General features: G+C 56.1%; 17 protein-coding genes. 10 read left to right on the forward strand and 7 right to left on the reverse strand.

The window, feature by feature from the left end:
* The first annotated feature begins 5 nt into the window (after window positions 1-5).
* The 3 genes from V6936_RS05290 (at window position 6) to V6936_RS05295 (ending at window position 1765) form a co-directional block, all read left to right on the forward strand.
* Complete coding sequence (locus tag V6936_RS05290) at window positions 6-155, forward strand: hypothetical protein (RefSeq protein WP_240208704.1); 150 nt, start codon at window positions 6-8, stop codon at window positions 153-155.
* An 8-nt stretch (window positions 156-163) separates the two neighbouring features.
* On the forward strand, window positions 164-379 hold the full coding sequence (locus V6936_RS17370) for a helix-turn-helix domain-containing protein (protein WP_442892575.1): 216 nt from the start codon (window positions 164-166) through the stop codon (window positions 377-379).
* 69 nt (window positions 380-448) lie between these two features.
* Window positions 449-1765, forward strand: coding sequence for a M20 metallopeptidase family protein (locus V6936_RS05295; protein WP_131071778.1), 1317 nt, complete (start codon window positions 449-451; stop codon window positions 1763-1765).
* A gap of 122 nt (window positions 1766-1887) precedes the next feature.
* Here the strand turns inward: V6936_RS05295 and V6936_RS05300 are convergent, their stop codons facing one another.
* The 3 genes from V6936_RS05300 to V6936_RS05310 form a co-directional block, all read right to left on the reverse strand.
* Complete coding sequence (locus V6936_RS05300) at window positions 1888-2337, reverse strand: Hsp20/alpha crystallin family protein (RefSeq protein ID WP_003800089.1); 450 nt, start codon at window positions 2335-2337, stop codon at window positions 1888-1890.
* Window positions 2338-2539: 202 nt separating this feature from the next.
* Entirely contained in the window at window positions 2540-4072 is a 1533-nt protein-coding gene (locus tag V6936_RS05305) for a nucleobase:cation symporter-2 family protein (RefSeq protein ID WP_131071777.1), read from the reverse strand.
* Window positions 4073-4127: 55 nt separating this feature from the next.
* Window positions 4128-5504, reverse strand: coding sequence for an 8-oxoguanine deaminase (locus V6936_RS05310; RefSeq protein ID WP_240208705.1), 1377 nt, complete (start codon window positions 5502-5504; stop codon window positions 4128-4130).
* Between the two features lie 454 nt (window positions 5505-5958).
* On the opposite strand from V6936_RS05310, the gene fmdA reads away from it, so the two are divergent.
* The 6 genes from fmdA to V6936_RS05340 all read left to right on the forward strand — a co-directional run bounded on the left by fmdA (window position 5959) and on the right by V6936_RS05340 (window position 15148).
* A complete protein-coding gene (fmdA, locus tag V6936_RS05315) occupies window positions 5959-7158 on the forward strand; it encodes a formamidase (protein WP_003800092.1) in 1200 nt (399 codons plus the stop codon).
* A gap of 57 nt (window positions 7159-7215) precedes the next feature.
* Entirely contained in the window at window positions 7216-7503 is a 288-nt protein-coding gene (locus tag V6936_RS05320) for an FmdB family zinc ribbon protein (protein WP_131071774.1), read from the forward strand.
* A gap of 243 nt (window positions 7504-7746) precedes the next feature.
* The gene (locus tag V6936_RS05325; protein ID WP_336579536.1) at window positions 7747-9984 is read left to right on the forward strand and encodes a TonB-dependent siderophore receptor; all 2238 of its coding nucleotides are present in this window, start codon (window positions 7747-7749) and stop codon (window positions 9982-9984) included.
* A 201-nt stretch (window positions 9985-10185) separates the two neighbouring features.
* Entirely contained in the window at window positions 10186-10944 is a 759-nt protein-coding gene (dsrO, locus tag V6936_RS05330) for a sulfate reduction electron transfer complex DsrMKJOP subunit DsrO (RefSeq protein WP_059317642.1), read from the forward strand.
* A 9-nt stretch (window positions 10945-10953) separates the two neighbouring features.
* Window positions 10954-12003, forward strand: a complete 1050-nt coding sequence (nrfD, locus tag V6936_RS05335; protein WP_131071771.1) for an NrfD/PsrC family molybdoenzyme membrane anchor subunit — start codon at window positions 10954-10956, stop codon at window positions 12001-12003.
* 19 nt (window positions 12004-12022) lie between these two features.
* Complete coding sequence (locus V6936_RS05340) at window positions 12023-15148, forward strand: tetrathionate reductase subunit A (RefSeq protein ID WP_336579537.1); 3126 nt, start codon at window positions 12023-12025, stop codon at window positions 15146-15148.
* Between the two features lie 200 nt (window positions 15149-15348).
* Here the strand turns inward: V6936_RS05340 and V6936_RS05345 are convergent, their stop codons facing one another.
* The 4 genes from V6936_RS05345 to V6936_RS05360 all read right to left on the reverse strand — a co-directional run bounded on the left by V6936_RS05345 (window position 15349) and on the right by V6936_RS05360 (window position 21355).
* A complete protein-coding gene (locus V6936_RS05345) occupies window positions 15349-16683 on the reverse strand; it encodes a sigma-54-dependent transcriptional regulator (protein WP_301605604.1) in 1335 nt (444 codons plus the stop codon).
* Window positions 16668-18401, reverse strand: a complete 1734-nt coding sequence (locus V6936_RS05350) for an ATP-binding protein (RefSeq protein ID WP_336579538.1) — start codon at window positions 18399-18401, stop codon at window positions 16668-16670. The genes V6936_RS05345 and V6936_RS05350 overlap by 16 nt, the downstream gene beginning before the upstream one ends.
* 147 nt (window positions 18402-18548) lie before the next feature.
* Window positions 18549-19868 carry a dicarboxylate/amino acid:cation symporter gene (locus V6936_RS05355; RefSeq protein WP_336579539.1) on the reverse strand — a complete coding sequence of 440 codons (1320 nt, stop codon included), beginning with the start codon at window positions 19866-19868 and terminating at the stop codon, window positions 18549-18551.
* 47 nt (window positions 19869-19915) lie between these two features.
* On the reverse strand, window positions 19916-21355 hold the full coding sequence (locus V6936_RS05360) for an aspartate ammonia-lyase (RefSeq protein WP_336579540.1): 1440 nt from the start codon (window positions 21353-21355) through the stop codon (window positions 19916-19918).
* Between the two features lie 583 nt (window positions 21356-21938).
* Here V6936_RS05360 and V6936_RS05365 point away from each other — a divergent pair.
* Complete coding sequence (locus V6936_RS05365) at window positions 21939-22469, forward strand: AAA family ATPase (RefSeq protein WP_240208710.1); 531 nt, start codon at window positions 21939-21941, stop codon at window positions 22467-22469.
* Window positions 22470-22495: the final 26 nt, after the last annotated feature.

Genomic DNA, 22495 nt, shown 5'->3' on the forward strand with positions numbered 1-22495 from the left:
TGATATTGCTGTTGCTCAATGAGCTGCAAGCCGCGCACGAGCGGGCTCTTTTTCTGCCCTTGCCTCGTGATAGTCGTTTGCGGCCGCTGGCTGGGGCCAAGCTGCCACCGGCCCTGAAAGACCTGTCGGTGGAGCTGGGCCTTAGCGAAAAATAATCAGTCGTCTGTTCAAACGGGACACAGGCCTGAATTATCAGCAGTGGCGACAGCAATGGCGTGTATTCAAGGCGATCGAACAGCTTGCGAGCGAGCAGCGCGTGACGTGGCTGGCCTCGAACCTGGGTTTTGCCAGTGACAGTGCTTTTATCGCTTTCTTCAAAGAACACACGGGACTGGCCCGAGGGCATTCGGGCATTCACAGTGGTATAGGTGTCAATTAACTGCGCCGATGACAGGCTGGGCCGGTGCTATGATCAATCGCTATGACACTAAAAAAGCGAGGAGACAGTATGAGACACGCATTTCGCCTGAGCCTATTGGTGACGAGTTGCCTGCTGGCCGGGACGGCGTTGGCACAAACCAGCCATCCGATGGTGGAAACCGCGATGGGCAAGGCCGATGCCCTGGAGGAAAAGGTGATCGAGTGGCGACGCCACCTGCATCAGAATCCTGAGCTTTCTTATCAAGAGCATAATACGGCGGCTTATATTAAAGCGGCACTGGAGAGCATGCCCGGCTATCAGATTCAAAGCGGGATTGCACAGACCGGGATCAAGGCCGTCTTGAAAGGCGGAAAGCCTGGCCCTGTCGTAGCCTTGCGTGCCGATATGGACGCCCTGCCTGTACAGGAACGCAATGACCTGCCCTTCAAGTCCGTTGCCAAAGGCACCTGGCAAGGCAAGGAAGTGTCGGTATCGCACGCGTGCGGCCACGATACGCACGTTGCCATGCTGTTGGGTGCTGCCCAAGTTTTTTCCGACATGCGTGAGGAACTGCCGGGTACGATTGTGCTCTTGTTTCAGCCCGCCGAAGAGCAAGGTCCTGGTAAGCCCTTGAGCGGCGCCAATGCCATGATGGCCGAAGGCGTACTGGACAAGCCTAAAGTGGATGTGGTCATGGGCCAGCACATCGGACCTTCCTACCCCGCAGGGAGCATTGGCTACCGAAAAGGCAGCCTGATGGCCAGTGGTGATGTGTTTTCCATTTCTTTGGCGGGTAAAGGCGGCCATGGTTCCTCGCCCTGGACGGCCGCCTCCCCGCTTGTTGCCGCTGCCGAGACGGTGGTGGCGCTAAATAGCATCATCGCCCAGCGAACGAACCCACAGGATGGCACAACAGTGGTGACGGTAGGCTTGTTGCAAAGTGGTAACCGTCCAAATGTGTTGCCTGAAACTGCGGATATCAGCGGCACGGTGCGCTCACTGTCCAAACAAAATCAGACAAGGGCTCACGAGTTGATTGAACGATATGCCCAAAATATTGCAGCCAACCATGATGTGAAAGCGACCGTTCGCATCGACACGGGCTATGAGGTCCTGGTCAGCGATCCCAACGTGACTCAAACCATCATCCCTGCTCTGGAACTGGCCAGCGACCGTATCGGGGCCAAAGAGGTGCCGCCAGGTATGGGTTCGGAGGATTTTGGCGCGTTTGGCAAGAACGTACCCGTGGTTTTCTGGCGGCTTAATGCCTCACCCTATCCGGATAAAATGGGTGCGCCCAATCATTCACCTGAGTTCATGATTGATGAAAAGGCCCTGCGCATCGGAACGCGTGCTTTGCTGGCCAGTTCATTGACTTATATGCTCGACAACCACACTCCTTGATACGGGGATGTTTGGGCCGGGGCGTGGACAGGTGATAACGAACGCCTGCAGTCGCTCTGCATGCCGCGCATAAAACAAAAAACCGCGCCAGAACGGCGCGGTTTTTTGTTGACAGCACAGGCTTAGCGAACTTCCAGCTTTTTGGCCCCGGTTCCGCTCTTTTTCTTGGGCAGAACCAGTTCCAATACTCCGTTTTCGCATTTAGCGCTGGCTCGCGCCTCGTCAATATCCTGCGCCAGACTGAAGCGACGGGTCTGCACCCCATAGTAGCGCTCACTGCGCAACACCGTATCACCCTCTTTCTCTTCATGGGTGCGCCGGCTCTCTACCTTGATAGAGACAATATTGCCATCAACGCTGACATGCACATCTTCTTTATTGATGCCAGGCACTTCAGCGCTAACCTGATAGGCTTCCTCGTTCTCACTGACATCCAGACGGATGGCGGGTGGCGTATTCCCGGCCAGGGAACCAACGACGGGGACGCGCCGGAACATATCTTCGATATCCCGCCACGAATCCAGACCAGCCAGATCCCCAAACGGATTAAAACGTGTCAAATTGCTTGCCATGCTTGACCTCCATTTTTCCTTTGCTGAGCCCTGTGCAAGGGAAGGCGTGGGCTCGGGCGCCTACATCAACAGAAATGGGGGGCTTGTTCACTTTTTCAAGTATCTGCGTAAAAAAACCGCCCTGCTCGTTAGAGAGACAAGGCGGCCAAAGGTACGACCGTGTAGACGTTGAGCAAATATTGCCAAGAGGGACTGCTCAGCCTTACGTACTGCTCAGGCTTGGCTTGGCGTGTGGCAGGACGGGCTCATGGGCCAGTGGATGATCGTCATCAATGACCGGAATCTCCTTGCCGTCTTTGTCCATCACCTTGCCATTAATCACGTGATCACCTTCATTCAATTTGGCCAGATCCGAGACACGCAGATAGCGGCCTCCCCCAGCTGCAAATACGGAAGGATGCTCGGAATTGCCCAGGGTGAAGTGGTTGAACAGCAGATTCAGTACGATGGCGACCAGAGCGGCCGAGCTGATACCGGAATGGAAAATCGTTGCAAACCAGACCGGGAAGTGCTCGTAGAACTTGGGTGCCACAATGGGAATCATGCCTGCGCCAATTGAGGTGGCCACAATAATCAGGTTCATATTGTTGTCATAGTTCACTTTGGCCAAGGTACGGATGCCGCTGGCTGCGACCGTGCCAAACAGCACCATGCCCGCACCGCCCAGAACGGCCGGCGGCACAGCAGCGACCAGGCGTCCCATTATCGGCAACAAGCCCAGAGCAATCAGGATCAGGCCGCCAAAGGCGACAACATAGCGACTTTTCACGCCGGTTACCGCTACCAGGCCTACATTCTGGGCAAAGGCGCTTTGCGTGAAGGAACCAAAAACGGGAGCAAGCAGGCTGGAGAGCATATCGGCACGCAAACCATCACCGAGACGGCGGGCGTCCACTTTGGTCTCGATGATATCGCCCACTGCCAGAATATCCGCCGAGGTCTCGACCAAGGTCACGATGATCACAATGAACATGGAGATGATCGCGGCCGTCTGAAAGGTGGGCATGCCGAAATGGAACAGGCTGGGCAAGGCAAATACCTCCCCTTCGCTGACCGCTGAGAAATCCGCATGTCCCATGGCAACAGCAATGACAGTGCCAATAATAATAGCCAGCAAGATGGACAGGCGAGAAATAGTGGCACTTCCCAGCTTGCTGAGCAGCAGCACGATCAGCAAGGTCAGGGCAGCCAGGGAAATATTGCCGACACTGCCAAAGTCAGGCGCCTGTGGATTGCCGCCCATCGCCCAGAAGGCCGCCACCGGCATCAGGGTCAGCCCAATCGTGGTGATTACACAACCGGTGACCAGAGGCGGAAAAAAACGGATGACTCGAGAAAAGATGGGGGTAATCAGCAACCCTATGAAGGAGGCCGCAATCACTGCGCCAAACACCGCGGGCAAGCCGCCGCCCGTGCCCAAAATGGCGATCATGGTGGCAACGCCCGAAAAGGACACCCCTTGTACCAGGGGCAGCCGGCAGCCGAAGAAAGGAACGCCCAGGGTCTGCAGCAAGGTGGCCAGCCCGCCCATGAACAGGCAGGCGGTAATCAACAGCCCTGTTTCGTTGGCAGGCAGGCCCGCAGCCTCACCAATAATCAGCGGGACGGCAATAATGCCGCCATACATGGTTAATACGTGCTGAAAGCCATAGGCCAGATTGGCCCCCAGGCCCAGATTCTCGTCTTCAGGACGCGGCGCCGTTGCCGCAGCCCTTGCCTGTGCAGGTCTTGTCATAACTGTCTCCGAGGAATAATGAGGCAGGGCTCTGTCGGCCCTGTCGCTACTGAACTTAAGCCGTCACTGCGCCGGACAGTGCCTTGTCACGCAAACGACGTGCGGCGCCTTGATGACGCTGCATCAAATCGTGTTGATCAATCCCGCAGACCTGGCCGTCAATGACACGCCACTGACCTGCGACCATCACGCGGTCAGCGCGGTCCGCACCGCACAGCAATAAGGCAGCCAGGGGGTTTTCCGCACCCGAAAAACGCAATTCATCAAGAGTGAACAGGGCCAGATCTGCTTGCTGTCCAACGTTCAGACCGCCAATATCGTCCCGGCCCAAACAACGGGCCGAACCCTGGGTGGCCCAACGAATGACGGCTTGATGGGTGACCTGCCCTGGCTGGTAACGCAGCCGGCCTAACAACAGGGCCTGCCGCATTTCCTGAGCCAGATTGGAGTGATCGTTGGAAGCCGAACCATCAACCGCCAGACCAACCGGTGCGCCTGCCGCTTCCAGCTCAATGGTGCGGCACAGGCCACTTCCCAACACCATATTGGAGGAGGGGCAATGGGCGATGCCGGTCCCTGCCCGACCCAGGCGTTGAATTTCTTCGTCATTGAAATGAATGCCATGCGCCAGCCAGGTACGATTGCTCAACCATCCCTGCTGATCCAGGTAATCAAGTGGACGCATGCCAAAGAGGCGTTCACAGTAGGCGGTTTCATCGTCGGTTTCGGCCAGATGGGTATGCAAACGCACGTCTTCGCGCTCGGCCAGTTGGGCACTTTCACGCATGAGCTCACGGCTGACAGAAAAAGGCGAACAGGGAGCCAGCGCCAGGGTAATCATGGCGCCGTCCTCGCGCTGGTGATACTGACGAATCAGGCGCAGACTGTCATCCAGAATGGTTTGCTCGTCCTGCACTACGATTTGCGGCGGTAAGCCGCCCTGCTCGCGGCCCACACTCATGGAGCCTCGCGTCAATGCCGCACGAACGCCCAGACGCTGGGCCGTTTCAGCCTGACAGTCAATTGCATGCTGCAAGGCGCCCGAAAACACATAATGGTGGTCAGCCACCGTAGTGCAGCCCGATTGCAGCAGCTCCACCATCGCCAGCTCACTGGCCACCTGCATCTGCTCATCATCCAAGCCTGCCCATACGTCATACAGGGTGGTCAGCCAGGGAAACAACGGTTTGTTCAAGGCGGGGGTATAGGCCCGGGTCAAGGTCTGATAAAAATGATGATGAGTATTGACCAGACCGGGCAGCAATACATGACGTGAGGCGTCCCAGGTTTGGTCATAGGCCTGTCGCGGTTGCTGACCAGACGCTACTTTTTCGATAATGCGGCTGTCTTGAATCAGCACGCCACCGGCGGCATCCGCGTCAGAACAAGCCAGTGGATGTCGAATCCACAGGATGGGGGAACAGCTAGTCACAAGGGTGTCTCCTGCGTTTTATTTGCTTTTATTGTTGTCAGTTCAACTTGCTGTCTTATTGCGCGTTGGTGATAAGGGTTATTCGGAGCCTTACGAACCAAGCCCCCTTTTCCGTGTCTGACCTTGAATCTGCTTGGGCCATTAAGAAACTCGTATGTCTTCTATACGAATTAGCGTATGTCCATACCCCTTTTTATTAACGGTACGCGCCGACATAAAAAACCTGCGCCAGATCAGGATTTATCCTCTAGACAAAAAGCGCGGTTTATTGTTTTTTAATCGCTTAATGTCTAAATCATTGACTCACTTAAGAATTTATTTACCGGAAAAAAAATGCATATAAAACCGTTGCTTGGCTGATTTTGACCATGCTTGTCCAGTCGTGTTAATGGTGTGGTCAAGCGCCTGAAAAAGCGCCTTGGTGCGAACCTCGCACACATACTTCGGAGAACACATGCAGCATATAAAAATCAAACCCGGCGCACCCCTGGCCGAACAAGCTGAAATAGGGCACAACCGATGGCATCCTGATATTCCCGATCTGACCAGCGTCAAGCCGGGTGAAGAAATGATTCTGGAATGCCTGGATTTTCTGGATGCCCAGATTAAAAACACCGATAGCGCCAACGACGTGCGCGACGTTGACCTGACCCGCGCTCACCCCCTGACCGGCCCGATCCACGTGGAAGGCGCCGAGCCCGGCGACATTCTGGTGGTGGACCTGCTGGATATTCGCTGTATTACCCCGGTGGGTTTCTCGGGCATTTTTGCCAAAGAGAACGGCGGTGGTTTTTTGGCCGAGCATTTCCCCGAAGCCGACAAGGCCATCTGGGACCTGCATGGTGTGTATGCCACCTCGCGGCATATCCCTGGTGTACGCATCGCCGCCATGATGCATCCCGGCCTGATCGGCACCCTGCCCTCGCATGAGTTGCTGCGTGAGTGGAATCGTCGGGAAGCCTTGCTCGTACCCAAGGGCCACGCCAATCCACCCGACGCCAAGACAGCGGTGCTGCGCGGTGTCAAGGGCGCGGAATTTGACCGTATGGCTGCCGAAGCCGCCCGTACCGTGCCCCCGCGTGAGCACGGCGGCAACCTGGACATCAAGAATCTGACCATCGGTTCGCGGATTTACTTCCCCGTGTACGTCAAAGGGGCTGGCCTGTCCATGGGTGACTTGCACTTCTCCCAGGGCGATGGCGAAATCTCCTTTTGTGGCGCCATTGAGATGGACGGCGCTGCCCACCTTGGCTTTGACCTGATCAAAGGGGGCATGGCCAAATATAATCTGACCGCGCCTATCTACGTGCCGGGCCGCCACGATCCCAAGTACGATCAGTGGATGCACTTTACCGGGATCAGTGTGGAAGAAGGCGTGAACTACTATCTGGACTCCACGGTCGCGTACCGTCAGGCTTGCCTGGCGGCGATTGATTACATCAGCCGCACCACGGACTTGTCGCGCGCGCAAGCGTACATGCTCCTGACGGCCGCTCCCGTTGAGGGTCGTTATGGTGGCGTGGTGGACCTGCCCAACAGCTCCGCCTCCCTGGCCTTGCCTACCGGTATTTTTGATACCGATATTCTGCCTAAGGGTGCCTTGAATGATGCCGCTCGTTTTGGCCGTCCAGGCACACGCTGTAAGCTGAGCTAATCGGTCTATGGCCCTGGTCTTTCATTGAGACCAGGGCCCGTTTCACTTGGATTTGCCATGCCTTTGTACGACTATCTTTGCAATCATTGCTTGCAACGCAGCAGCCATTTGCGCAGCATGGCTGCCCGCAACGACCCTCAAGTTTGCCCTGCTTGTGAAAAAGGCAGTCTTTTGCTGCAGCTGAGTGCTCCTCGGCGTCTGTTCAGCAAATCCAGCCCCGCGCGGGGCCTGACCCCTCAACAAGCCCTGGCCGGCAATAATGTGACTGGCCCCGGCACGCGCTCCAGTACGCGCAACTCGGTTATCCATACTTGCATGGGCCCTGGCTGCAGTGTCTGCGCTTGAGCGCATTCACCCTGTCTACCACGCACGCTGCCCATCTTGACAAGGGCTTTGTCTTGACCGGCAGCGGCTGGGTGTCGGGCTGAATGCGCCGATCCCTTTGTATCGGCCATACGAAATTATCACTTTGTAACACCGCTCACCTTGTTTATAATCACGAATCAATCTCATTATTACTAGGTGTTAATCATGTCGGTGTCCTCCTCTTTCGCCGCTACGCGCCGTAGGCCTGGCGGTGTCCCCTTTATGTCCCTAAGCAGTCTGGCTGTAGCGATGAGCTTGGCCTTCCCTGTTCAGACGCGAGCGCAAGAGGTCGAGGAACTGGAGCGCATCGTGGTCAAGGCCGAACAAGAGCTCAAGCAAACCTTGGGGTCGTCTGTCATCACCGCCGACGACATCCAGAAATCCCCACCCGCCAACGACATCTCCGAAGTGCTGCGCACCATGCCGGGGGTCAACCTGACGGGTAATTCAGCCAGCGGGCAGCGTGGCAATAATCGGCAAATTGATATCCGCGGCATGGGCCCGGAAAACACGCTGATTCTGATTGATGGCAAACCGGTCAGTTCACGCTCTGCCGTGCGATTTGGTTGGCGGGGCGAACGCGATTCCCGCGGCGATACCAACTGGGTTCCTGCCGAGCAGATCGAACGAGTAGAAGTGCTGCGCGGCCCAGCCGCAGCTCGTTACGGTAACGGAGCAGCCGGAGGAGTGGTCAATATCATCACCAAGCCCACCACCGACACGTTCCAGGGCTCCTATTCTCTTTATGGGAATGTGCCCGAACACAGCGATGAAGGGGCGACACGCCGCATGAATTTTGGCCTGAGCGGCCCCATCAGCGAATCCCTGTCCTTTCGCCTATACGGAAACCTGAACAAGACCGATGCGGACGACCCGGAGATCAATAAAGGCCACCAGACCGAACGCGGGGGGGCCAACGCCAACAGTCTGCCTGCCGGGCGTGAGGGGGTGCGCAACAAGGACATCAATGGTCTGCTGTCCTGGCGTCCCGACAGCCGCCACACGGTGGACCTGGAGGTTTTCTACGGCCGCCAGGGCAATATTTACACCGGCGATACCCAAAACACCAATACCAATGATGAGGTCAAACGCCAGTTGGGCGACGAAACGAACAAAATATATCGCCAAAGCTATTCCCTGACCCATCGGGGTGATTGGAATGACAAAACCAACACGCTGGCGTATGTGCAGTACGAGAAAACACGCAACTACCGTCTGCTGGAGGGCTTGGCGGGCGGGACCGAGGGGGCATTTAATGACCCGTCCCGTGTGAACGATGGGGGATTTGGTACGGCTGACCTGAGCACCCTGACCGCCCATGCCGAGGCCAGTCATCAATTCAAGGCCGGCAGTATTGAGCAATACGCAACGGTCGGTATGGAATGGGTTGGCCAGGAACTCAACGACACGTCCTCGGACTTGGCGCAACGCAACCCTACCCGCATCCCTGGCGTACCGACGGCCTACAAGCCCAAATCGCGAGCCAGTATTTATTCGGTGTTTGCTGAAAACAATATTTACGCTACCGACCAGACGACCGTTACACCCGGGCTGCGCTTTGACTACCACGACAAGCATGGCAGCAACTGGAGCCCGTCACTCAATCTCACGCATGCGGTAACTGACAACTGGTTGTTCAAAGCCGGTATCGCCCGCGCCTACAAGGCTCCCAACCTGTATCAAAGCAATGATGGCTACACCTTGTACAGTCTCGGTAACGGTTGCTGGGGTAATACGTCATCGAGCACGACAGGTTGCTTCCTGCAGGGTAACTCGGACCTGAAGGCAGAAACCAGCATCAACAAGGAGCTGGGAATTGAGTATGTCGGTGACGGCGGCCTGGGTGCAAGCCTGACCTACTTTCATAACGACTACCGCAATAAAGTGGAAGCAGGACGTTTTGCAGTAGATAGCTTTACCGCCCTGAACAAGCAGCAATTGATTCTGCAGTGGGAAAACATTCCCAAAGCCGTGGTTTCAGGCCTGGAAGGCAACCTGACCTGGCCGGTTGCCCCGAACTGGCTATGGTCAACCAACTTCACCTACATGATTGAGTCCAAAAACAAGACCACTGGCGAAGCGCTGTCCACGATTCCCAAATACACCATCAACACTACCTTGGACTGGACGGTAAACGCCGACTGGTCCTTGCGGGCCAAAGCGACGTTCTACTGCGAACAAAAGCCACCCAAATACGACTACTACGGGCAGACTCTGACAGGCTCTGCAACCGACAAGGTCTCCCCGTACGCCTTATTTGGTCTGAGCACCCAGTACAAAATCAACAAGCGGATGCATATCACCGCGGGTGTCGACAATCTGTTTGACAAACGCCTGTTCCGGCGCGGAAATGCAATCGGCGTGAACCTGGGGACGCCCAACTACATCTATGGCGCTGGCGCTCATACGTTCAACCAGCCTGGCCGTACTTTCTTCCTGAGTCTGGGCGGGACTTTTTAAGTATTTTTCTTTTTAAATCAGTCCTATACAGCCCCTTCTGAACGAAGGGGTTTTTTTTGTGCCCATTATCACTGCATATCAACATTTCAACCTTTAAATGTTCTTTTTGACTTTCATCAAGATTGTAACTTCGTATTCTTAATATGCTTATAACTGTAAATAATTTAAATGGGTTAAACCCAGGCAAAAAAAGGAAAACACATGATTCCAACCGCCGAGCCCAAACCGGGCAAGCGACGTTTTCTTAAGGAATTACTGGGCCTGAGCGCCGGTGCCACCATTATTCCTATCCAGCCTGTCCAAGCGGCCATGAACAGTCAGCCTCCCCGCCGCAGCGGTGGGAAAGAGGGGGCCCGCTACGGCATGGTGGTGGATCTACGAAAATGTATTGGTTGTCAGGCCTGTACGGTCAGTTGCTCGATCGAAAACGCCCCGCCTATCGGGCAGTTCCGAACCACGGTTCTGCAATACGAGGTGCTCGACGAGCAGCAGCAGGCGGCCATGCTGAGCCTGCCGCGCCTTTGCAATCACTGCGATAACCCACCCTGTGTACCTGTCTGTCCGGTACAGGCGACATTTCAGCGTGAAGACGGGGTGGTGTTGGTGGATAACGAGCGCTGTGTCGGCTGCGCATATTGTGTTCAGGCCTGTCCTTACGACGCCCGCTTCATTAACCATGAAACCCAAACTGCCGACAAATGCACGTTCTGTGAACATCGCCTGGAAGTGGGCTTGCTGCCGGCCTGTGTAGAAAGCTGTGTGGGTGGAGCGCGTGTCATTGGTGACATGAACGATGAAAACAGCACGATTTCCCAACTGCTCAACGAGCACAAAGAGGAAATCCGCGTTCTCAAACCCGGCATGAATACCAGCCCCCATGTGTTTTACATCGGCTTGCCAGACGAGTTTGTCGATGGTGTGGATGGTCAGGCCAGCGTGCGTCTGACCAATCAGTTCTAAAGGGCCGATATGTCTATTATTGAAATTCTGACCCCCGCCTATGAAGTCGCCTGGCTACCTTGGGCGGTCCAATACTTTTTTCTGGTAGGCATGGCCGCCACCAGCACGGTCTGGGTATGGCGTTGCGCCTGGTCTCGCGATCCCGCGTTGCGTCGTTTGGAACCCGCGCTGATGATTGTGCTGCTGTGCAGCAGCATCGCCGCGCCCGTGTCCTTGCTGGCCGACTTGCACCAACCTGGCCGTTTCTGGCATTTCTATGCCCACTTCACACCTTGGTCCTGGATGTCATTGGGCGCCATTCTGTTGCCTGTGTTCGTCGGATTGTCGGTGGCGAACGTACTGGCCTGGTGGCTGGACAAACGCGCTTTGTGGCGCGGCCTGAGCCTGGCCCTGCTGGTCTCGGCCGTGTCGATTCTGGTTTACAGCGGCTTTGAAGTGATGGTGCTGCGTTCACGTCCTTTGTGGAACACCGCGTTTTTGCCGGTAAATTTTGCGTTGACAGCAGCCCTGGCCAGTTTGGGCGCACTATTACTGGTTGCCCGCTTTCTGCCCGGTGGCGTGGCCGGTCTGCCGATGAACTATATCCGCCGCTGGTCGTTGGGTGTGGTGCTGTCCCTGATCCTGGTGGCCCTGCTGTGGCTTGGCTCCGGTTTGATGGGTGAGAGTCGCTCTTTTGCTGCCGCTCAGGAGCTGTTCCAGACCTACCCGGTATGGCGTTTGGGCTTTCTGGGCTCTTGCGCTTTGGGTCTGCTGCTGCTTTATATGCTCAGCCGTCCGGCCGAGACGTTGCAAGGCACGTGGTATAGCTTGCTGTGTGCCGCCTTCATGCTTGGCTCTGCCTGGGTGTTTCGCTGGATTATTTTCATGGCGGTGCAGGGTGTACCGAAATATGGTGCTGGTTTGTACCTCTACACCATGCCTTTGGGCAGTGATGGACTGCTGGGCATGCTGGGTGTGCTCGGCCTGTGCATTGCCTTGATTGCCGCCAGCACCACCCTGCTCTCTCTGTTCCCGGCCCGGCATGCGCCGTTGACGGCCCAGGCCGCACAGACCCACTAGATTTCAGGTACTTATCGTCATGAGCAAGAAAAACGAAACCCCCGATCTGTCGCGTCGACAGGTCCTGACCCGCGGCGGCGTTGCTGTGGGTGGTCTGGCTGCTTTTGCGGCCGGTTACAGCGACACCGTGGTCAAGGCGGTACAAGGTCTGGGTCAAGGCACAGCCGGAGCGCCAACCGCCCATGCTACCCGCGGCAACTCTCTGCAAGCTGAATTCCGGATCGATCCGGTTACCGGCTTGCTCGACACGCCGCCTGGCCAGATTGTCAGCCCTTCCAGTTGCCTGGGCTGCTGGACCCAATGTGGGGTGCGTGTGCGCATTGATACGGAGAACAATAAGATTCTGCGTATTGCCGGCAACCCCTACCATCCCTTGGCCACCACCCAGTCTGCCCCCATGGAGCAGCCGGTACGCGAGGTTTACGCCATGCTCGGTGGTGAAAATGGACTGGAAGGCCGTGCCAGCGCCTGCGCGCGTGGTGCATCCATGCTAGAGCAGCACAGCAGTCCTTATCGTGTTCTCTCCCCCCTTAAGCGTGTTGGCCCGCGCGGCTCAGGGCAATGGCAACGCATCAGCTTTGAGCAACTGATCGAAGAGGTTTGCGAAGGCGGCAACTTGTTTAACGAAGGCCACGTCGACGGATTGCGGGCCATTTGGGACCATGAAACCCTGATAGATCCGCAAAACCCCGAGTTTGGCCCACTTGCCAATCAATTGTTGTTCACCGATGCGGCCAACGAAGGTCGTACGCCGCTGGTCAAACGCTTTGCCGAACAAGCGTTTGGCACGATCAACGTCAGCAACCACGGCTCTTATTGCGGTCAGAGCTTCCGCGTAGGCACTGGCGCTGCCATGGGCGATATCAAAGGCATGCCGCATGGCAAGCCAGATTGGAAAAACGCCCGTTTTGGACTGTTTATTGGCGCGGCACCCGCTCAATCCGGCAACCCCTTCCAGCGCCAAGGTCGCGAGCTGGCGGAAGCCCGTTCGCGCCCTGAAAACACCTTTAAATACGTGGTTGTTTCCCCGATCCTGCCAACCTCGTCCAGCCTCGCCTCGGGCAGCGGCAACCGCTGGCAGCCTGTCCTGCCCGGCACCGACTTGTCGTTGGTCATGGGCATGTTGCGCTGGATTCTGGAACAAGAGCGCTTTGATGTGGAGCATTTGTCCCTGCCCCACGCCCCGGCCGAACAGGACGAAAACACGGCTTCCTGGACTAACGCCAGCCATTTACTGATTGCTGATCCTGAGCACCCTGGTTTTGGCCGCTACTTGCGCGGTACCGACCTGGGTTGGGAAGTGACCGAAGGAGCTGAATCACCCTTTATCGTTCAGGACGAACAAGGTGAGCTGCGCGCCCATACCGATCTGGATCGCGCGACGCTGTTTGTCGACCGTCTTGTTGATCTGGACGGCAAGGATGTACGCGTCTGTACCGCCTTGCATATGCTGCGCGAGCGCAGTCAGGAGAAAACCATTGCCCAGTACGCCCAAGGCTGTGGCATGGAAGAAGAAGCCCTGATCGAGCTGGCGCGAGAGTTCACCAGCTATGGCCGGCAGGCAGTGGCCGATGCGCATGGTGGCACCATGAACGGGTCGGGTTTCTACACGGCTTATGCCATTGCCATGTTGAATACCCTGGTGGGCAACCTGAACCTGAAAGGGGGCCTGGTGCTGGATGCGGGCCCATTCGGGCCTTTTGGACCGGGACCACGCTACAACTTTGCACAGTTTCCTGGAAAAGTGACGGCCAAAGGCGTGTCCTTGTCGCGCCATCGTTTCGCCTATGAGAAATCCAGCGAGTACAAACGCCGCCTGGCAAAAGGTGAAGCCTTATACCCGGCTCCTGCTCCCTGGTACCCCGCGGTGGGCGCCTTGAGCAGCGAAATGATTGCCTCCGGGCTGAATGGCTATCCCTACTCGGCCAAGGTCTGGATCAATCACATGAGTAATCCGGTCTACGCGATCGCGGGCTTTAAAAATGCGCTGCTGCACAAGTTGAAAGATCCGGCCGCCCTCCCGCTGTCGATTTCGGTCAATCCATTCATCAACGAGACCAATGCTTATGCAGACTACATCGTGCCGGACACGGTCACCTATGAAAGCTGGGGGGTGTCTGCGCCTTGGGCCGACGTAATCGCCAAGTCCTCGACCTTGCGCTGGCCGGTTGTTCAGCCCCGCGTGGAGCGCACGGCGGATGGTCAGCCGATCAACTTGGAAAGTTTCCTGTTTGCGGTCGCGCTACGTCTGGAACTGCCCGGTTTTGGCAAGGGTGTCCTGAAAGACAAGGCGGGCAATACCCATGATTTGTTGTGCGCCGAGGATTTCTACCTGCGGGGCATGGCCAACATCGCGTTTGGTGCAGGTCGTCCGGTGGGCGATGCCTCCGATGACGATATGCGCATCACGGGTGTCGACCGCCTCTTTCCAGAGCTGCAATCGCGCTTGCATCCCGAAGAGCAGCGTAAAGTGGCCATGTTGCTGACCCGCGGTGGACGCTTCGATCGAATTGAAAACGCCTGGAAAGGCAATCAGCTGAAAAATCGCTACGACAACGCTTTACAGATCTGGAACGAAGATCTGGCCAAGATGCGTCACACCATGACGGGCGAACGACTCAGTGGGTGCCCCACCTGGTACCCTACCCGTCTGGCCGATGGCAGCCCGATGCGCGAACATTTCTCTGAACAGGAGTGGCCGCTGCTGATGAGCTCCTACAAATCCAACTTGATGAGCTCCATGTCGATTGGCATGTCCCGTTTGCGCCAGGTGCATCCGCATAACCCGATCTCATTGAACCTGGAGGATGCGAAGAAGATGGGTATCCGTAACGGAGATCGTATCCGGGTCAGTACGCCAGGCGGAGCCGTCGAAGGCGTGGCGTTGGTACGCGGCGGTATCATGCGCGGGGCCATCGCGATCGAACATGGGTTTGGTCATACCGAGCTGGGCGCCCGCTCTCATCACATCGACGGTGAGGCCACCCCCCATCTGGCGGATCTTGCGGCTGGCGTGAACCTGAACGAGCTGGGTTTTGCGGACCCAACCCGTGGCGACGGTCAGGACAACGTGTGGATTGATTGGGTTTCAGGAGCTGCCGTGCGTCAAGGTTTGCCAGCCCGCGTGGAGAAGTTGTCGGCTTAGAAAAGACGACCCGGGTCTCCTAAGGCCGTGAAAGGCAAAGAACGCCGACTCTACGTTGAAGAGTCTGGCGTTCTTTTTTGCCTCGTCAAACCGGCACGATCTGGCGCTTGCCCGCCCCAGCGCGTAGCGATTGCGTAGTGCGGGCCTGTTCAGGCGACGTAACAGACAGGGTCGGCCGCCCATGCCCAGACAGACCAGTTCTAGGACGCCAACAGGCCGTACTTGCGGATCTTGTCGTGCAGCGTACTTTTGGCTATGCCCAATTCCTGCCCGGCGCGAGTCAAGTTATGGTGATGTCGTTTCAAGGCTTCAGCGATTAAGGCGCGCTCGACCGCTTCAACGGTGTGGACCAATGAGGTCGGCACGGTTCCTGGAGCGGCTTGCTGACCGGGCAAGGCGCTGTTGACCCCCAGCACGCAGCGATCGGCGAAATTGCGTAGCTCGCGCACATTGCCCGGCCAATGCCAGCCCAGCATAGCCTGCAAGCGCTCGGAGTCTGGCTCCAGCGCCGGACGATCATGCCGAGCCGCCGCCAACAAGGCAAAATGCTCAAACAAAAGGCCAATATCCTCACGGCGTTCGCGTAAGGGCGGCAAGGGCAAGGTCGCCATATTCAAGCGGTAATACAAGTCGTGACGAAACAGGCCTTGATCGGCCAGGGCCAGTAAATCAACTTTCGTCGCCGCAATGACGCGGCAATTGATGGCGATGGATTGATTAGAACCCAGACGCTCCAGCGTGCGCTCCTGTAAAACGCGCAATAGCTTGACCTGCATGGCCATCGGCATGCTTTCTATTTCGTCCAGAAACAAGGTGCCCTGGTGCGCATGTTCGATTTTGCCGATCACCCGCTTGCCTGCACCCGTAAAGGCCCCCGCCTCATGACCAAACATCTGACTGTCGAACAGACTGTCGGACAGGGCGCCGCAATTGACTGCCACAAAATTACCGTCCCTGTTGGGCCCTAGATCGTGCAGACAGCGCGCCACCAGCTCTTTGCCGGTGCCGGTTTCGCCAAAAATGAGTACATCGGCGGCACTATTGCCCAGATTGCAGATCAGTTCGCGCACCTTGGACATGGGACAGGAGTTGCCCAACACGCGAGCCTCAATGGACTGCTTGTCTTGTAATCGACCCTGCAGTGCTTTGATCTCAAAGCTCATTTGACGTCTGTCCAAGGCGCGCGATACCACCTGCACAAAATGTTCGGGCGAAAACGGCTTCTCAATAAAATCGTAAGCCCCCATTTTCATCGCCTGAACAGCCATCGACACATCGCCATGACCAGTAATCAGCACCACAGGCAAGTCGCTGTCCAGCTGTTGCAGTTGCTGCAGCAAGCTCATGCCATCGGCACCCGGCAAACGTACATCGGACACGACAATGCCTGGCCAGCCATTGTGCAGGAGGCGCAAGGCCTGTTCTGCGCTCTCGGCCTCCTCCACCCGAATGCCTTCAAGCTGCAAGGTTTGGCTACAACCCAGACGCACATTGACATCGTCTTCAACGATGAGAACGGTTAGCCCTTCGTACATTTTTCTGCTCCAGGAAAGGGAAGCACAATGGTGAACACGGCGCCACCACCTGGCAAGTTATCGGCTGTCAGACTGCCGTCGCAATGTTGAATAATACTCATCGAAATAGCCAAACCCAGCCCCAGCCCTGTACCACTTTCTTTAGTGGTGAAAAATGGCTCGAATAGATGCAGCCGAGCATCCTCGCTTAATCCTGGGCCATTGTCCTGAACCCGTATCGCCACCTGCTGACCTTGCCGCTGGCTGCTGAGCTGAACAACAGGGTGCGTGTTTCGTGAGGCGCCGGCATCAATCGCATTACTCAGTAAATTAACGATGACCTGTTCAAGACGGTTGGGATTGCACTGCACTACCCCTGCATCGTCTGCCAATTGAATCTGGATTGTTGCACGATGCTGGCGAATCGCGGGTTCGAGAATCAACAGCGCCTGATCGATAATCGCGCTCAAATCTGTCAGTTCTGAATGGCCTGGCGACTTGCGGGCAAATTGCTTGAGCTGAGAGGTCAGCGCGCCCATGCTGTCGACCAGATCATTGATGCGCTTCAAGTTGGCACGCACGGTATCCAGATCACCGCGCTCCATGAAGCGGATGGTATTTCCTGACAAGGTACGCAAGGCAGTCAGGGGCTGGTTCAGTTCGTGGGCCAGGCCAGTAGACAATTGCCCGATGACCGCCAGTTTGCCAGCGTGAATCAGGCCCGCCTGGGTTTCTTCCAGCGAACGCGTACGTTCTTCTACTTTGCGTTCAAGCTGAGCATGTGCGCGCTCCAGCTGAACGCGAGCCAAGGCACGGTCACGCTGTTGCTGCCGGCGCAAATACCAGCTGACCAGCATCACAAACAGGCATACAAGCCCCAAAGCGGCCAACACGGCGTACAGACGCGCCATGGAATAGACCAGATCGGTGGGTAAAAACAGGGTCAAGGTCCAGCCGTTCGCACCAAACGGAATCGTCTGGGCCAGCAGGAGTCCGCGGGTGTCATCCTCGGCTCCCGACGCCCTGCCATCAGAAGGCAAGGACACCAGCTGCGCATCCTGGCTCAACACGCTCTGGGTCAGTAAATTCAGGGGAACAATGGGCAAACCATTGTACTGGCGGGTCTGGTGCAGATGCAGTTGTACATCTTCGCTGAGGGGCTGACTGGCAGTAAATTTCCAGGCGGGCACCGAAGACAGAATCGCCACACCATAGTGATCGGACACTATCACCGGCGCTTGAGCGTGGGTCCATGAATCCTGCAGGCGATCCAGATCCACCTTGATGACGGCCACGCCGATCACCTGCCCTGCCTGGGTGATGGGGGAGGAAATGTAATAGCCGGCCTCACCCCGTGTGGTTCCAACTCCAAAAAAGAATCCGGGCCGTCCTTCACGCGCTTCGGTGAAATAATGGCGGTAGGAAAGATCTTCCCCCAGATAGCTATCGGCCTCTTGCCAGTTGCTGGTCGCCAGAACCTGACCCTGACGGCCGAGGATATAAATCACGCGGGTCTGGGCGCGCTCGTTCAAGCGCTCCAGATGACGGCTGACCTCGCGCGAGGACCGGGTGCCCCGCTCCAACAGCCCCACCACTTCTTGATCCAGCTCCAGCATCTTGGGCAGATACTCATACTTCTCGACTTCGTGGCGTAGTGTCAGCGCATACAAATCCAGACGCTGCCGCCCCGACTCCTGCAAGTTGGACAGTCCGAATGATTCACCAGCTCGGTAAGCCATCACGCCCGCCAAGGCTGACAGTGACGCAATCAATATCAGCAACAACAGGACTTTATGAAGACGAATAAATCGGGGCAGATGCATAAAACGTAGCGGCCACTTACGTAGAATATTTAGTAAACAGCCGCTATATCGACACGGAAGACGTCAGGCGACAGCGGGTGCTGAGTCCGGGCCTGCCTGCTCGGGCTGGGGCTGTGGTGAGCCTGCCGCCTTGCTGTCCGCCTGGTCAGGCGCATCGATGGCACCTTCCCATTTAGCGACAACGGCTGTGGCAATGCCGTTACCCAATACATTTGTCGCAGTGCGGCCCATGTCCAGAAAGTGATCAATGCCCATGATCAATAATACACCAGCCTCAGGCAGCCCAAACATAGGCAAAACTGCTGCCACGACGACCAGCGCAGAGCGTGGTACGCCGGCAATACCTTTACTGGAAATCATCAACACCAACAGCATGATAATTTGCTGTTGCATGGTGAGCGGCACGTCATATGCCTGAGAGATGAACAGCGCCGCAAAAGCGGTATAGATCATGGAGCCGTCCAGGTTAAAGGAATAACCCAGCGGGAGGACAAAACCGATAACACGCTTGCGTACACCGAACACTTCCAGCTTTTCCATCAAACGAGGATAGGCGGCTTCGCTGGAGGCCGTCGAAAAGCCCAGCAACATCGGTTGACGGATTTCTTTGAACAGGGTGAATACCCGGCCCTTGAGCACCAGAAATCCCGCGGCAAGCAAAATCGCCCACAGCACCACCAAGGTGGCATAAAAGCTGCCCAGAAACTTGCCATAGACGGCCAAAATACCCAGCCCTTCGGTCGTGATGATATTGGCAACAGCGGCAAACACGCCCAGTGGTGCAAAGTACATGACGTAGTTGGTGACGGTCAGCATCACTGGCACTGCGCCCTCAATCGTTTGCGCCAGGATGTTGGCCTGAGGGTTACCACGCACTTTGCCCAAGGCCAGTCCAAAAAATACCGAGAACACCAGGATCTGCAAAATCTCGTTCTTGGACATGGATTCAAAAAAGTTACGTGGCACAACATGCGTCAGAAACGTTTTCAGATTCAGCGCCGAGGTATCCACCCCCAAATGAGCCGATTCGGCCGGCAAGGGAATGCCAACATTCGCACCAGGCTGGAAGATATTGGCAAAAATCAACCCTACCGTCAGCGATACCAGCGAGGCCAGCAAAAACCAGCCCACAGCACGGCCCCCGATACGACCAACAGTTGCCGCATCATCCATGCTGGCCATACCGGCAACCAGCGTGGCGAAAATCAACGGAGCAATGATCATCTTGATCAAGCGCAGGAACATATCCGTCACCATGCCAAAGTAGCTGGCAATGGCATGCGCCTGTTCAGGGGTGTCGGCCATCTTGTGGCAGATATAACCCACTACCACGCCCAGTACCATGGCAATCAGAATCCATGTGGTTTGCTTATTCAGCTTCATGCGTTCATCTCCCGTATCGGCCCGTGCGCGGGCCTGTCGATTTTTAATTAAAGAGTTTGTTCCGTGGTTTTGGAGGCGCGCGGCGCGATCAGTTGCTCAGGCTGTAAGGCCTGAGCCAGTTCGTCCGCGCTTAACAAACCTTGCTCCAGAATCAGCTCAGCCACCCCTTTACCGGTTTCATGCGCCTGCTTGGCAATAGCGGTGGCCGCGGTATAGCCGATCAACGGATTAAGCGCCGTGACCAAGCCGATGGAGTTGCTGACGCTGTCTGCCAGACGCTGGGGATTGGCGGTAATCGCGTCCACGCAGTAGTCGGCCAAAATCATGCATCCACGCTGCAGATGACGCAGGCTCTTGTAAAGACTGTGGGCGATAATGGGCTCAAACGCGTTAAGTTGAAGCTGACCGGCTTCGGCTGCAAAGGAGACGGTCACATCATTACCAAAGACTTCAAAGGCAATCTGACTGACGGCTTCTGGGATAACGGGATTGACTTTGCCGGGCATGATGGAAGAGCCCGCCTGGCGAGGAGGCAAATTGATCTCACCAATGCCTGCACGTGGACCACTTGAGAGCAAACGCAAGTCGTTGCAAGTCTTGGACAAGGTGACGGCAATGCGTTTTAAGGCACCGGACAGCTGTACGAACGCGCTGCAGTCCTGCGTGGCCAGAATCAGATCCGATGCGCTACGCAGACTGATACCCGTGTTCGAGGACAGCAGGCGCGTAACCAGTTCGGCATAGCGTGGCTCCGTATTGATCCCCGTCCCGATCGCCGTCGCGCCTAGATTGATTTCACACAGCTCTTGCATGGCCTCGGTCAGGCACAGGCGATCTTTGGCAATCATGCCGGCGTAAACCGCAAATTCTTGCCCGAGTGTCATGGGGACTGCTTCCTGCAACTGCGTGCGCCCCATTTTCAACAGATCTTTGAAAGCGTGAGCTTTGCGATCAAAGGCTTGCTGCAAATACTCCAAGGCAGTCAGTAAACGGGCCGCACCCTGATAGGCAGCCAGTTTCAAGGCGGTGGGGTACACATCATTGGTAGATTGCCCCAGGTTTACATCCTCATTAGGGTGAAGGAACCCGTACTGCCCGCGTTGGTGACCCAGAATTTCCAGAGCACGGTTAGCGATCACTTCATTCGCATTCATATTGGTAGAAGTTCCTGCCCCCCCCTGAATCACATCCACCACAAAATGGTCGTGATGCTGGCCAGCCTCAATTTCCCGGCACGCCTGCACAATCGCTTCTTTCTTGGCGGCATCCAATGCCCCCAGTGCATGGTTGGCCTGTGCGGCGGACGCTTTAATCTGTGCCAGGGCTCGGATCAAATCGGGGTAGTTGGCGATAGTTGTCGCCGTAATCCTGAAGTTTTCGACGGCTCGCAAGGTGTGTACGCCAAAATACACCGAGTCAGGTACGGGGCGCGTACCCAGCAGGTCTTTCTCCAGACGAGTGTTAACCGTTGCGGCGCAATCAGTCATGTCATCTCTCCGTTTTTTTTAAGGGCCCCCAATACTGGGGTTCTTGTACGGAGTTAAAAGCAAAAACTGTGCCAAGTCTCTTTGCTGACATTAGCCTATTGAAAAATAAGTCATTTTTTGTGTGCTGATTGTATTAGCACCAACAATACGCCCCCTTTCTGTTCGGATTTCCGAACAGAACAAACGTTAAAAAGACGGAAATCCGAACAGAATGCATCTGACCATACACGTGTGCCCATGCGTTGATCGGTAGCCAGCCGTGTCACTCTGCCGCTTCTTCACCAAGACCGCCCTCTTTTTGTTGTAGACATTCTTTTTCAATGCTTATATTTCTTTTCCGTTAATTGCATTTTATTATTTATGAAAGATGCCTACTTACCAGCGTGTTAGGAAGTTATGTACTCAAGGCCAGGCATTTCACCATTTCCCGTCCCAGCCTTAAAATAAGGCCACTTCCCTCCTTCCCTCCTTCCCTCCTTCCCTCCTTCCCTCCTTCCCTCCTTCCCTCCTTCCCTCCGGTCTTAGTTTCGGGGCGCGGCGCATCGTAGCCAAGGCTTTAGCCTCTGTCGATCTGGATTTCTTTATGTCTACATTTGTCCTCATTTCCGGCTGCTCCGGCGGCGGTAAATCCACTCTGTTATCCGAGCTACAAAATCGTGGCTATACGGTTATCCAGGAGCCTGGACGGCGTATCGTGCAGGAGCAGTGGGTCAATGGTGGCTCTGCCCTCCCCTGGCAGGATATGGAGGCCTTCCTGAAAGAAGCGATACAGGTCGCGCAGACTGACTACTCAACCGCGCCCAAAGATGGCCCTTGGGTATTTTTTGATCGAGGATTGATTGACGCCGCAGCTGCTTTAGAAGAGTTAACAGGTACTCCACTGCTGGACGAACTCAACAAGACTCACCCTTATCATTCACAGGTGTTCTTTACGCCCCCCTGGCCTGAAATATACGAAGTTGATCCAGAGCGCCGTCACGACATGAACGCGGCTTTGCATGAGTATGAACGTCTGGAGCGTGTCTATCCCCTGCTGGGATACCAAGTGCGCCTGCTGCCCAAAACAAGCGTAGAAAACCGCGCTGATTTTGTCTTGGAAACACTGAATCAATAGCGGAGCAAGCTTTGGTGCGCAGCGCA

Source organism: Alcaligenes sp. CHO6, from assembly GCF_037120595.1.
Classification (GTDB): Bacteria; Pseudomonadota; Gammaproteobacteria; order Burkholderiales; family Burkholderiaceae_B; genus Alcaligenes; species Alcaligenes ammonioxydans.